This is a genomic window from Microvirga sp. 3-52 (genome assembly GCF_018383585.1).
Taxonomy (GTDB): domain Bacteria; phylum Pseudomonadota; class Alphaproteobacteria; order Rhizobiales; family Beijerinckiaceae; genus Microvirga.
In genome coordinates, this window is record NZ_JAHAMK010000018.1 from 1 (window position 1) to 12,162 (window position 12,162).

Consider the following 12,162-nt stretch of genomic DNA (forward strand, 5'->3'; position numbering starts at 1 on the left):
CGGCTCAAGGCAAAAGCCCCACGTAGCCTTGAAGCCTTGGAGGCAGAGCTCAAACCAGCCCTCGACACCATCAGCGCAAAGGATGCTCAAGGCTGGATCAGGCATGCCGGCTATGCTCTACACTGAGACCAAAAGCGCTTTAGGCTCAACTCCTTTTCATTCTGTGCCATGATTCACCCCACAAGACGGTGCGTCACTGTTTCTGACGCGGCAAGAACACGCCTATTGTCGCCGCGCATCTCCCTGAGACGCGACAATGTCCGACAGTCGAAGGTAGCCGTGACGGCGACAACGTCCTGATCCCCAATCCGCTGCGGCAAACCGAGCGGGACCGTGCGGAAGTGCAGTTGGACAAGACGTAGCAACCACAGCGGATTCATCTCGATGATGATGGTGGAGATTCCGCTCTCAAGGCCCCATTCGACGATGCCGGAGAGAAGCGCATTGGCTACCGGACTGAGGGCCCTCCCCCGCTCCCGGTAAGCCGGCTCGACGCAATACCGGGTCCATTCCCAGATATGCGTCCCGACAGGGCGTTCGTCCTCGCAGAGTTGAGGCATCACGTCGGAGAGAAGATGAGGCCTCGTGGACGGCAGCATGCGCTGGTAACCATGCACTTTGCCATCATTGATGTAGAGCATATGGACGGCATGTTCATTGTCGAACTGATCGATCTCTCTGCCATCGGGCCTCGCCAGATCGGTCCATTTCATTTCATCGACAAACACGCGATGCCGCAGTCGATACGCCTGCTCCATTTCATCCTGAAACAGGTGCTGATTTTCGGGCGTAACGGTATGGATCATAGGTCCTCCTGAGATTGAGGACACCATCATATGATCGGATGTTAGGAACATAAGTACGCAAAAGCGTACTGTCTATTTGATGAGGCCTCGGCGGATGGCTTCAGCAACAGCATGCGTTCGGCTCGTGGCACCGAGCTTAAGCCGAGCCGCACGCATGTGCTTGTCCACGCCATGCTCCGAGATCCCCATGATCGCGCCGGTTTCCCATTCCGATTTTCCTTCGGCCGCCCATTGAAGCGCTTCTTGCTCCCTTCTGCTCAGTGAAAGCAGCGGCTTCCCGTCGTCCTCGCGCAGCAGGAATGATCTGCCGAGGGCGTATGTTGCCACCAGGGTCAGCATTCCTCTATCTGCAGGCGAAACCTCCAACTTCTCGCCGGCCAAGGAGAAGCCTGCTATATCGCCTTCCAGGGTTACCAATGGAATTGTGAACCCTCGCTTCAGCCTGAACTCACCAGCCTCATCCATAACTCGCCATGCCGTTTCGTCATCTCGATACAGAGGCTCAAGTTCATCCCACAGGAACGGCCTCATATTCGACGTAACGCCCCGAATGGCGGGATCGTGGAAGACATAGCCATGAGCGAAGTAACGGCGAGACCACTCAACGGGCCAATGATCAAGGATGATGTTCGAGATCTGCTGCTCACGATTTGTCCCAGGCGATGGCATGGTTCCTGCCAGGACATACTCGGCCCCAAACCTGCGGACCTTTGACAGCAGCATCCCGCATACCTCAGTCGGCGTTCTCGCCCGATCAAGGTCCTGAATAAACTCGATTGTCTGCTCGAAATCCCTGCGCGACATGTTCCCGTCCCCGTTTTTGGAACATTGTTGCGATATTGTCGGGGCCGTCAACTCGACCGATCGAAGACCGGATCCGGCCGGGAGGGTTCGACCGGCAGTTCCTCTGGTCGGCGACGCGTTATGCGACGCTCTTCAATGCAACCGTAAGCAGGAGTTGATTGCAGGCTGAAAGTGTAGGGAGCATCCCGCGGCACACGCGCTAAGACTTTTGATGTACGAAGAAGCTGCAGAATTAACTTGCCCGACAGGAAGACCGTGAATAGGCTCCCCCGATCAGAAAAAGGGCCGCAACGAAGCGGCCCGAAGTTTAGGGAGGAAACGCCCAAGAAGGGCGAGCAGTGCGGTAACGCCAATTACTGCGCTGCATTGCAATAAAGTACTTTGTGCATCAAAAACCGGCAAGTACAAAAGGGCAGCATCGCTGCCTTTCTCTTTTTCTGTATCCAATTCGACACACTTGGATCCGCGCGCTCATGATCGAGAGGCACCGCCGGATCGCCCCGAGCGATTGTTTGAGGCGTGATCGTCCGCGAGCGGCGATCGATTCCCGAGCCGGAGACGGCATCCGCGCAGCCCGATGAACTCATCGGATCCATGGGTACTCACCAGCGCCAGGTGCGGGAGCTCGGGCAAGGGACAGATGCAGGCTCCGAACAAACCACTGGCGAGGCGCCGCGCCCGGCCTCATAATCAATGAAACGTGACCGTTACGGGTCGAGGGCTTTCGATGACAGCCTTGCCTTCCGTATTGATGCTCCGCACGATTCCTGTCCGCATCTTTCCAACCGGCTTCCGCCGGGATGGGTTGAAGCGCATGCGGTCATGACCAGGCGCCGTCTCCGCTTCAGTGGCCTCTTCCAGAAGTACTTCCTCGTGCTTTTTCTGGCTGTCGTCATTCCACTGGCGACGAATGGTGTCAGTGAGGCCTGGTTCGGCTATCGCGATCAGCGGACGACGCTCGACCAGTTGCTGGGTGTCGAGGCGAGATCCGCGGCCGCCAAGATCCAGGGCTTTCTCGACGGCATCACCAATCAGCTCGGCTCGCTCGTTCAACTCCCGTGGACCGAGGAACCGGACGAGCAGCGGCGGATCGAAGCCCTGCGCCTGCTGCGACAGCTGCCTGCGATCGTCAGCCTCACCCTGGTCGATGGCGCCGGGCGCGAGCGGCTCTATGTCTCGCGCATCGGCCTGAACCGAACCGAGAGCCGCGCGAACCGCTCTGAGAATGAGGCCGTCGCCGGAGCCCGTTCGAGCCGGCTCTGGTATGGCGAGGTCCGTTATTATCGCGATTCGGAGCCGTACCTGACGATTGCGATCGCCGGCAATCGACCATCCGTCGGCGTGGTTCTCGCCGAGGTGAACCTGAAGCTGATTTGGGATGTGATCTCGGCCATCAAGGTCGGGGAGACCGGCCACGCATTCGTACTCGACGCTCCCGGACGACTCGTCGCCCATCCTGACATCAGCCTCGTCCTCCGAGGGGCGGATGAGGCCACCCTCGCTCCTTTTCGGGCAATCCGGGAGGTGATCAGGCGCGCGGGGGAGGATGTCGCCACGAGCTGGGATGGGCAGGGAGAAGCGGTTGCGGCTGCCGCGTCACCCGTCGCCGGCCCCGACTGGACGGTCGTCGTCGAGCAACCCCTTTCGGAGGCCTATGGGCCCATCTATGCCGCCCTGTGGCGGACGGCAGGCCTCCTCCTCGCCGGTGCCGCCTTAGCGGGTCTATTGGCCTATGTCCTGGCCAGCCGGATGACCGAGCCGATCCGGCGGCTCGAGGAGGGTACCGAACGCATCGGCGCCGGACAGTTCGATCATCGCATTCATATCGCAACGGGCGATGAGCTCCAGCGCCTGGCCGACAGCTTCAACACCATGGCGGCCGAACTCGCCATCTCCCAGGAGCGTCAGGAGCGCATTGCCAAACTCAAACGCTTCTTGGCGCCCCAGGTCGCCGAGCTTGTGGACCGAAAAGGCGACGGTGTGCTCGAGGGCCGCCGCACCGAGGTGGTGGCTGTGTTCTGCGATCTGCGGGGCTTCACCGCCTTCTCCGCGAGAGCAACGCCCGATGAGGTGATGAGCGTACTTTCGGAATACTACGAGGCTCTTGGCCGGATCATCACCAAGTATGCCGCCACGCTGACGAGCTTTTCAGGAGATGGCATGATGGTGCTCGTGAACGCGCCCGTTCCGGTCGAGGACCCGGCCGTCCACGCGGTCGACCTGGCGATGGAGATGCAGCAATGCGTGCAGGAGCTCGTCGTCGGCTGGAGGGCGCGAGGCCATCGGATCGGCTTCGGCGTGGGCCTGGCGATCGGGTTGGCGACCGTCGGGCCGATCGGATACGAGAGCCGGTTCGACTACACCGCCATCGGGACCGTGGTGAACCTCGCGGCCCGTTTGTGCGCCTCGGCGGCCGACCGGGAAATCCTGGCCGACGTGGCCATTGCCGAGGCCGTGAACGGCAAGCGTGCCATGATCCCGCTGGGGATGAGATCGATCAAGGGCTATGACGAGGAATTGCCCGTGTACGGCATACCCTTCGAAGAGAGGCGCCATACCGCATGAACCGGTCAAAGGAACGGGGATGGCGCCCGCAAACAAATTGCCATTGTTGAAACGGCAAATAAAAGCCTGATCTGAAGCGAGTTGCCGAAGATGAATTAGGCATATTACAATCAGAACAATTGCGGTTATCATGCCGGCGAAGTCGTCGGGTTCACATGAGCACTTTTAGGTGACCTCTTGATGGCAGCCGGAAGTAAAGCCCACTTGAAGCTCCGAGTCCTCTCTCGCGTGAGGACGCTGATCGCATGAGGCGGCGCGACATCCTCACGGCGATCGGCGGCGCGGCAGCATCGACGCTCCCCTTGCGCGCCCAACCACTGGCGGTGCCGCTGATCGGGTATATCGGACCTGAATCGCCCGAGCCCTTCACCAGTCGCCTCAAGGCCTTCCGCGAAGGCCTGGGCGAGAGCGGATTTACCGAGAGTCGCAATGTGGCGATCGAGTATCGATGGGCACAAGGCCAGTACGATCGATTACCGTCACTCGCGGCAGATCTGGCCAGTCGGAAGCCCGCCGTCATCGTCGCGGCAGGGGGCGCACCCGCAGCTCTCGCGGCGAAAGCGGCAACCAGCAGGATAACGATCGTCTTCGAGATGGGCGGCGATCCCGTCGCACTCGGCGTCGTGGACAGCCTGTCACGACCAGGCGGCAACCTCACGGGCGTATCGAGCTTGAGCGTGGAAGTCTCGCGAAAGCGGCTGGAATTCATGCATGAGCTGCTCCCATCCGCGACCGAGTTCGCCGTCCTCGCCAACCCGACCAGTCCGACCGTCGATTCACAATTGAAGAACCTCCATGCGGCAGCCGATGCACTCGGGGTGCGCCTTCATGTTCTGAGCACCAGCGACGAACGAGAGTTCGAGGCCATGTTCTCGTCCGTCTCCCAGCTCCGGGCAGGAGGGCTCGTGTTCACCTCCGACCCTTACTTCGCATTCCGCAGCCAGCGGCTCGCTGCACTGGCGACCCGCTATCGTGTGCCTGCCATCACGCAATCGCGCGACTTCCCGATTGCCGGCGGCTTGATGAGCTACGGAGGCGATTTTACCCAGTCGCATCGTCGCGCCGGCCTCTATACCGGGCGAATCCTCAGCGGCGAGAAGCCTGCAGATCTTCCGGTCCAGCTCGTCACGAAGGTGGAGATGTTCGTGAATCTGAAGGCCGCCGGCACCCTGGGCGTCACGCTGCCGCCCTCACTGATCAGCAGCGCCGATGTGGTGATCGAATGAAAAGTTCGACGACGCGGCGGGATGTCCATTTGCGCCTGACCTAACGGATCCACGCTCGAGCTGCTCTCCTCAAAGGCGCGGTTATGATACCTCGGCTGGAGGTTCTCGCGTCCCGGCTGGAACCGTTTTCAGCATCCTTGGACCGCCTTTCGTGGTAGAATGATGCCTGTTCAGAGCAGGACCTTTCGCCATGGCACAGGTTCAGATGGACAGCCCTCACCGCTCGAACCGGCTCCTGGCCGCTCTGGACGATGAGGATTTTGCCTGTCTGGAACCGCATCTGAACCTCGTCGACCTCCAGCGAGGTCAGGTTGTCTACGAAGCCGGAGAGACGATTCAGTATACCTATTTCCCTCACAGCGCGATGGTGTCTCTCGTGACCATGATGCGGGACGGGAAATCGGCCGAGATGGCCACATTCGGGTGCGAATCCCTTTTCGGCCTCGTCAGCGCCTTCGTCTCACGCAACTCGTTCGGGCGCTACATCGTCCAAATATCCGGCACGGCTTCCCGGATCGAGCTCGATTGGATGCACGATGCATTCACGACGCGCCCCAAGATCCAGCAGCTCGTTCTGCGCTTCACCGAGGCTCTGCTGGCGCAGACGCTTCAAAGTGTGGCCTGCAATGCTACGCACAGCGTCGAGGCACGTTGCTGCCGCTGGATCCTCAGTACGCGCGATCGCTGGGGCTCGGACGAGCTGCCCCTGACGCATGAATTCCTCTCGGAGATGCTGGGCGTCCAGCGCTCGACGGTCAGCGCGGTCACGCGCACACTTCACGAAGCCGGCCTCATCAACCAGAGCAGAGGCGCCATCACGATCACCAATCGCCGCGGGCTCGAAGACACAGCCTGCGAGTGCTACTCGGTCATCCGTGAGAAGTTTTCACAGCTCCTGCCTCGGTCCACGACATAGAAGCCGGCGGATGGAATTGTTGACTTGCCGATCCCGCGACACAGGTAAGACAGCCTGTGGTGCCCCTGCAAGCGAGCCGTGACGTGATCAAGCGAACACCAAATCGCGCTGCCCTGTCCGACTATGTCATCGACAACGGGTTGATCGCTACGGCCGTGACGGCAGCCCTGGCGGCCTTCCTCTTGTGCTGCCAGCTGCCATGACACAGCTGGGATCAGGCCATTTCAGCGATCCTGCTCACGCGGCGACGATGCCGCGCCTATGGAAGGCGCAAGGCTCATGAGAACTTCATGAGATCGGAAAGACTCTTCACGACTTTAGTTGCACTTCAAAGGCGTATCCAGCACTCGCCCACAGCGCGATGGCGCAAAGTGGATCCACTTTTGCTCTGGCCTCGTTCCTGAGGCAGACTTGGTCGTAAGTGGTTATACTCGACGAGTGAGTTATACTCCCGACGTGGAGAGCCAACCCGCCGGCTCCGGTAAATATAGCAACTCCCCTGGGCCAAAACCCCGCGAGCTGGGCGAGCAGCCCCTAGGATCAAAAGAGCAGCCGGTTCCCGCTTCCAGCCAGGATCGAATTTCGAGACGCGGCGTTACCCCAGCCGCTCGGGACTAAATTGATGCCTTAAGTTCCGGGGTTGGTGTTCAACCACCATTCCGGGCGACAGCAACGAGTCAAGTCTTCCTATGGGAGGAACGCGCGACGAGGCTTTGCGTCCTCTCGAACCGGGCCGACGGCAATGCCCTGGCCTTTTTCCGGGATTGGCAGTCAGATATCCGAGCATGGGATGATCAGGACGGGGCGAAGATCCTCCCCTACGATCTCGATCATGATGTCGCTGCTGTAATCCGGCGGCATCCCGGCCCAGCTCTTCAAGAGCTTCTCTGCCACCTTCAAGGCCTCGGTCTTGGCGGCTGCTATATCGGGCAGTTCGATGCCACTTGGATCCTCATCAATGCCGAAATGGCTCCTGATATCGATGTAATAGCGGGGCACGGGCACATCCCTTCGGCAACTCGGAATTGGATGGAGTGATCCCATTATGCTATTCACCTATGTTAATTTATAATGGGGAGTCTTGTAATTCACTCTGAATCCCCGCTCACTATTCCGGGCAAGCCGGCCCTTCGTGAAACATCATGCCATTACTTTGATGGTACAATTTCCCCTTTTCTCGCGTTAGCGGATCGGTTGCCGAAATCCGAGGCAGCCAGTCTACCGTCCCCTTTTCAGGAGTTCCGATGCTATTGCCCTGGATGAAACTTGCGACAGACACGACGATGCTGGCCTTCGAGGCTCAGACGGTGATCTGGACCCGTCTGTCCCGAGCCGCCATGGGCCAAGGCTCCACGGCGGAAAATCTGCTGATGGTGACGGAAAAGGTCACCGCCTTTGCCGAGGCCGCGGCGACGCTTGCAACGGGCGGATCGGCTCATAAGGTTGTGAAAGCATACCGCAAGAAGGTCCGCGCCAATGTGAAGCGCCTGAAATGCTAAAGTATCGCCCCAAAAGTGCCCGCCACTTTTGGGGCCCGTCGATGCGCCACTCTTCGCAAGGCGCATCGTGCGGGGCGGAGAACTGGATCCACCGTTGCGCACGAAGCGCTAGATCCCCTTTCCTCCCGCCAGCACCTTACCGAATATCTCGGACTCCAGCCGAGAGAATCGGATCGAGGCCTGAGATCGGCCTGTGAGCGGATTTCCGCTCATGTTTCACGTTTCACGAGACGGTTTCGAATTTCGGACACGATCCCCAGCAATGAAGCGCCGCCGATCATGGCAGCAAAGAGTTCGCCGAAGATGTGAACAACGGCATCGTTTTCAGGAAGATCGCCGACGCTCAGATGATGGGTGTGATGGGCGGTTGCGAGCGCGATACCGAGAAAGGCTCCAAGATAGGCCAGCCCTGGGGAGTTCCAGGGCTTGGCAGTCTTCTTCTCAATGTGACCGGACGGCATTCAACCTTGTCTCCTGGCGATGTTCATCGGTCTCGTTCAGACTCGAACTCCCTCGGATCTGTTCCAATGCTTCGAGAACAGACAAATGGCGTGGTAAAGCGAGAGCGTCAAACATGGCACAACCAGAAGAAGGATCACTCAAGCCGAGCCTAAGCTGGCATCAATCCTCTTCAAAAAGCTTAACGCCAGATGAAATACCCATCCATAAACTTGGCTATACGCATCATGTGGCCAAGCTTGACCATTTGGAGTACGTACTTTCCACTATTTCTATTTTCAGGGGCGCTGGGTTATAGACTGAACCCATTGATGCGGGGCAATTCAAAACAACAGTCACCAAAGATATTTTCAAAAAACTACCGTGCTTGGGGGGCTTCGCACGGATGTAAGCCGCGGTTCTGATCGAAAGATCGGGCGCGGCTTTTTCTTTTGCTCGGATTCAACTGAGTTCACCGGGAAAAGCGTGCACAAGCGCGCTCGAGGCGCCCCCAATTCTCTTCCGAACCCGGCAGACCAAACCGGAGGAGACGCGGATCGTATTGGAAGCGGCGGACCCAGATGCCGTGACGCCCCAGATGAGAGAATAGCGCCGAAGCGCAGTCACCGTCCATGAGACGGTAGAGGATCGTGCCTCTCAGCGCCCCGTCCGAATGAGGCGCAAGCAGCGCATCCAGGCGACGGGCGTCCTCGGTCCGCGCCTCCTGCGCCGCCTGTCTCCATGCGCGATCGCGCAGCGCCCGGCGTCCGACTTCCATGGCCGGTCCCGAGACGGACCAGGGTCCGAGCGCTCTTCTCAGTTTATCGGCAAAGCCGTTGGCCGCTACGGCAAAGCCGAGCCTCACGCCGGCGAGCCCATAGGTCTTGCCGAAGGAGCGCAGGACAATGGCGTTCGCCGGAAGAGCCGGGACAAGCGTCCCGCCGCCGTCGAAATCGGCGAAGGCTTCATCGACCACGAGCCAGCCGCCGCGCCGCCGCAGACGTGCTGCATGATCGAGTAATGCGTCCCGCTGGAGCGTGCGTCCGTCAGGGTTGTTGGGGTTCACCATGACGACGATCTCCGCGCCCTCTGCCCCGCCTGTCGAGCCGACCTCAACGACCTCGTGCCCCGCTCCGCGCCAGGCACGCGCATGCTCGGCATAGGTCGGACCCAGGATCGCGACGCGCGACTGGGCCCACAAGGCCGGCAGCAGGCTGATGAGAATCTGGGTTCCCGGCGCGGCGACCACCATGGCGGCATCCGACGCGCCATATGCCTCGGCCGCAGCTATCTCAAGATCCTTGTGGTCGGCGGGCGACGGCAGTCGCTCGAACAGGGAGGCTGGCAAGGGAGGCATGGGATAGGCTATGGGGTTGATCCCGGTCGACAGGTCGATCCACGGTTCGGGCGCGTCCGGAAAGAGCCGGCGGGCCTCATCCAGATCGCCTCCGTGCCAGATCCGCGCCTCACTCATCCGATTCACCCATGGTCCTCTCCGATAGCCTATTCACCTTAAGCCTCGCCCTCGCGGCCGAGGCGGCGTTCGGCTATCCCCACCGCCTTTACACGTGGATCGGGCATCCCGTCACCTGGATCGGACGGCTGATCAAAGGGCTCGACCGGAGCTTGAACCGTGAGAACCGATCCTTCAGCAGGCGCCGCGCCGCCGGCATTCTGGCTTTGCTGATCCTCCTGGCCGTGACGGGAACGGCAGCGTGGACGCTGCAGACGGCCTTCCGGTCGCTCGGTCTCACAGGCACCGTGATCCTTGCTTTCCTCGCCGGCACTCTCATGGCCCAGCGCAGCCTCTATGAGCATGTGGCAGCCGTGTCGAAAGGGTTACATGAGGGCGGACTCGACGGTGGACGTTCTGCCGTTTCGATGATCGTCGGGCGCAACCCGCAAAGCCTGGACGAGGCCGGTGTCTCCCGCGCCGCCATCGAAAGTCTGGCGGAGAACTTTTCCGACGGGATCGTGGCGCCTGCCTTCTGGCTCGGGCTCGGTGGCCTCACTGGAGCGGCTCTTTACAAGGCCACGAACACCGCCGACAGCATGATCGGCCATCGCACCCCCCGGCACGAGGCCTTCGGCTGGGCCGCCGCACGGTTCGACGATCTCGTGAACCTGCCCGCCTCGCGTCTGTCGGCCCTTCTCATTCTCGCAGCGGCCGCCCTGAACCCGGGAGCCTCGCCTCGCGGTGCATGGCAAGCCGTCCGGCGCGACGCCTCCCATCACCGCTCGCCCAATGCCGGTTGGCCTGAGGCCGCAATGGCCGGCGCGCTGGGTCTGCGATTGGCCGGACCGCGGATCTATGACGATGTGCGCGTCGAGGACCGCTGGATGGGCGACGGGCGCGCCGACGCGACGGCGGATGACATCGCACGCGCCCTCACCCTTTACCGAACAGCCTGTGCGCTGCTCTTTGCACTCGCGGCTGGATTGACGCTGCTGACCTGGATTATCGCGCGCTGATGGCGAGGAGCCGTTCGCAATCGAGATGCACTTCCAGATGATCGGCAAAGCGGTCGAGGATATCGTCGACGAGCGCCTCGTAGGCGAGATCGCTCGTCTCGGCCCCGAGCAGGTCGAGCCACCGAGCCCTTTGGCGGTCGTCCGAGAACAGACCGTGGAGATAGGTGCCGAAGACTCGTGCATCTGCCGAAACGGCACCGTCGGGCTGCCCGTTCGCCAGTTGCGCGAAGGGACGCGAACAGGCGTCCGGTCCCGCCGTCTCGCCGATATGCATCTCGTAGCCTGAGAGCGGCGTGTCATCCGCGAACGTGGTTCCGGTGACCGCCTCCAGCCGTTTCCTGGCCGTGAGCGTCGTCGTGACATCGAGCAGCCCCAGTCCCTCGATGGAGCGGCCCGCCTCGCCCTCGATGCCGAACGGATCGTCGATGCGCTGCCCGAGCATCTGGTAGCCGCCGCAGAGACCGAGAACCCGCCCTCCCCGGCGCACATGCGCCTTGAGATCGATGTCCCAGCCCTGTGCCCGAATGAACTTGAGATCGTCGATGGCGGTCTTGGACCCGGGAAGCAGGACGAGCGCGGCCTCCACCGGCAGCGGCCGGCCGGGCTCCACCAGCACAACCTCCACGCCGGGCTCCTCGCGCAGGGGGTCGAGATCATCGAAATTGGAGATCCAGGGCGTCACCGGGACGGCAACGACAACCGCGCCCTTGTGCCCCTCCCGTCTGAGCCCCAAACCGTCCTCGGCTGGAAGGCGCGCGGCGTCCGTGAAATGCGGCACGAGGCCGAGAGCCGGCCAGCCGGTGCGCTCCGACACAAAACGCATGCCGCTGTCAAACAGGGTCGGATCGCCCCGAAAGCGATTGACGATGAAGCCACGGATCATTGCGGCATCCGCCTCATCGAGCACCTCCTTCGTGCCGACGAGGCTCGCGATCACGCCGCCCCGGTCGATATCGCCGACGAGTACCACGGGCACACCGGCCGCGCGGGCAAAGCCCATATTGGCGATGTCGCCGGCCCGGAGGTTGACCTCGGATGCCGAGCCCGCACCCTCGACGAGCACGAGATCGGCCTCTTCCGAGAGCCGGCCGAAGCTGTCGAGCACCGCCTCCATGAGGCGCGGCTTCCAGGATTGGTATTCGCGCGCCTTGGCGGTGCCGGCCACGCGGCCCTGCACCACCACCTGCGAGCCGATCTCGCTCTGGGGCTTGAGCAGCACGGGGTTCATGTGGACGCTCGGCGCCACGCCCGCCGCCCGCGCCTGGAGCGCCTGGGCGCGGCCGATTTCGCCGCCATCGGCCGTGACGGCGGCATTGTTCGACATGTTCTGCGGCTTGAAGGGCCGGACCGTCAGCCCCTTTCGTGCGAAGACCCGGCACAGGCCAGCCACAAGGAGCGACTTGCCCACGTTGGAGCCGGTGCCCTGCACCATGAGC

Annotated in this window: 11 protein-coding genes; 5 read left to right on the forward strand and 6 right to left on the reverse strand. The window is 61.5% G+C overall.

Annotated features, from left to right (window positions below; genetic code table 11):
• Nucleotides 1-173: 173 nt before the first annotated feature.
• Nucleotides 174-806, reverse strand: a complete 633-nt coding sequence (locus tag KHP60_RS14705) for an acyl-homoserine-lactone synthase (RefSeq protein ID WP_213565075.1) — start codon at nucleotides 804-806, stop codon at nucleotides 174-176.
• Between the two features lie 72 nt (nucleotides 807-878).
• Nucleotides 879-1,610: a LuxR family transcriptional regulator gene (locus KHP60_RS14710; RefSeq protein WP_213565076.1), complete on the reverse strand. Its 732-nt coding sequence runs from the start codon at nucleotides 1,608-1,610 to the stop codon at nucleotides 879-881.
• An 822-nt stretch (nucleotides 1,611-2,432) separates the two neighbouring features.
• On the opposite strand from KHP60_RS14710, the gene KHP60_RS14715 reads away from it, so the two are divergent.
• The 3 genes from KHP60_RS14715 to KHP60_RS14725 all read left to right on the forward strand — a co-directional run bounded on the left by KHP60_RS14715 (nucleotide 2,433) and on the right by KHP60_RS14725 (nucleotide 6,317).
• Nucleotides 2,433-4,175, forward strand: a complete 1,743-nt coding sequence (locus KHP60_RS14715) for a cache domain-containing protein (RefSeq protein ID WP_213565077.1) — start codon at nucleotides 2,433-2,435, stop codon at nucleotides 4,173-4,175.
• A 245-nt stretch (nucleotides 4,176-4,420) separates the two neighbouring features.
• A complete protein-coding gene (locus KHP60_RS14720) occupies nucleotides 4,421-5,401 on the forward strand; it encodes an ABC transporter substrate-binding protein (RefSeq protein WP_213565078.1) in 981 nt (326 codons plus the stop codon).
• A gap of 190 nt (nucleotides 5,402-5,591) precedes the next feature.
• The gene (locus tag KHP60_RS14725) at nucleotides 5,592-6,317 is read left to right on the forward strand and encodes a Crp/Fnr family transcriptional regulator (RefSeq protein ID WP_213565079.1); all 726 of its coding nucleotides are present in this window, start codon (nucleotides 5,592-5,594) and stop codon (nucleotides 6,315-6,317) included.
• A 771-nt stretch (nucleotides 6,318-7,088) separates the two neighbouring features.
• Here KHP60_RS14725 and KHP60_RS14730 read toward each other — a convergent pair.
• Nucleotides 7,089-7,316 carry a DUF6894 family protein gene (locus KHP60_RS14730; protein ID WP_213565080.1) on the reverse strand — a complete coding sequence of 76 codons (228 nt, stop codon included), beginning with the start codon at nucleotides 7,314-7,316 and terminating at the stop codon, nucleotides 7,089-7,091.
• 245 nt (nucleotides 7,317-7,561) lie between these two features.
• Here KHP60_RS14730 and KHP60_RS14735 point away from each other — a divergent pair, with 245 nt between their 5' ends.
• On the forward strand, nucleotides 7,562-7,816 hold the full coding sequence (locus tag KHP60_RS14735) for a hypothetical protein (protein ID WP_213565081.1): 255 nt from the start codon (nucleotides 7,562-7,564) through the stop codon (nucleotides 7,814-7,816).
• Nucleotides 7,817-8,025: 209 nt separating this feature from the next.
• Here the strand turns inward: KHP60_RS14735 and KHP60_RS14740 are convergent, their stop codons facing one another.
• Together KHP60_RS14740 and cobD are read right to left on the reverse strand one after the other, a co-directional pair.
• The gene (locus tag KHP60_RS14740) at nucleotides 8,026-8,277 is read right to left on the reverse strand and encodes a hypothetical protein (RefSeq protein ID WP_213565082.1); all 252 of its coding nucleotides are present in this window, start codon (nucleotides 8,275-8,277) and stop codon (nucleotides 8,026-8,028) included.
• Between the two features lie 449 nt (nucleotides 8,278-8,726).
• Nucleotides 8,727-9,728 carry a threonine-phosphate decarboxylase CobD gene (gene cobD / locus KHP60_RS14745; RefSeq protein ID WP_213565083.1) on the reverse strand — a complete coding sequence of 334 codons (1,002 nt, stop codon included), beginning with the start codon at nucleotides 9,726-9,728 and terminating at the stop codon, nucleotides 8,727-8,729.
• Nucleotides 9,729-9,739: 11 nt separating this feature from the next.
• Between cobD and cbiB the strand changes: the two genes are divergently transcribed.
• Entirely contained in the window at nucleotides 9,740-10,726 is a 987-nt protein-coding gene (cbiB, locus tag KHP60_RS14750; protein ID WP_213565084.1) for an adenosylcobinamide-phosphate synthase CbiB, read from the forward strand.
• On the opposite strand, the gene KHP60_RS14755 is transcribed toward cbiB, so the two are convergent.
• Nucleotides 10,713-12,158 carry a cobyric acid synthase gene (locus KHP60_RS14755; protein WP_213565161.1) on the reverse strand — a complete coding sequence of 482 codons (1,446 nt, stop codon included), beginning with the start codon at nucleotides 12,156-12,158 and terminating at the stop codon, nucleotides 10,713-10,715. The genes cbiB and KHP60_RS14755 overlap by 14 nt on opposite strands.
• Nucleotides 12,159-12,162: the final 4 nt, after the last annotated feature.

What these genes read in the sequence shown, in the direction of transcription:
- KHP60_RS14720 (WP_213565078.1), top strand. Translation starts at nt 4,421, where the DNA reads ATGAGGCGGCGCGACATCCTCACGGCGATCGGCGGCGCGGCAGCATCG.
- KHP60_RS14715 (WP_213565077.1), top strand. Translation starts at nt 2,433, where the DNA reads ATGACCAGGCGCCGTCTCCGCTTCAGTGGCCTCTTCCAGAAGTACTTC.
- cobD (WP_213565083.1), bottom strand. Translation starts at nt 9,728, where the DNA reads ATGAGTGAGGCGCGGATCTGGCACGGAGGCGATCTGGATGAGGCCCGC.
- cbiB (WP_213565084.1), top strand. Translation starts at nt 9,740, where the DNA reads ATGGTCCTCTCCGATAGCCTATTCACCTTAAGCCTCGCCCTCGCGGCC.
- KHP60_RS14710 (WP_213565076.1), bottom strand. Translation starts at nt 1,610, where the DNA reads ATGTCGCGCAGGGATTTCGAGCAGACAATCGAGTTTATTCAGGACCTT.
- KHP60_RS14740 (WP_213565082.1), bottom strand. Translation starts at nt 8,277, where the DNA reads ATGCCGTCCGGTCACATTGAGAAGAAGACTGCCAAGCCCTGGAACTCC.
- KHP60_RS14755 (WP_213565161.1), bottom strand. Translation starts at nt 12,158, where the DNA reads ATGGTGCAGGGCACCGGCTCCAACGTGGGCAAGTCGCTCCTTGTGGCT.
- KHP60_RS14705 (WP_213565075.1), bottom strand. Translation starts at nt 806, where the DNA reads ATGATCCATACCGTTACGCCCGAAAATCAGCACCTGTTTCAGGATGAA.
- KHP60_RS14735 (WP_213565081.1), top strand. Translation starts at nt 7,562, where the DNA reads ATGCTATTGCCCTGGATGAAACTTGCGACAGACACGACGATGCTGGCC.
- KHP60_RS14725 (WP_213565079.1), top strand. Translation starts at nt 5,592, where the DNA reads ATGGCACAGGTTCAGATGGACAGCCCTCACCGCTCGAACCGGCTCCTG.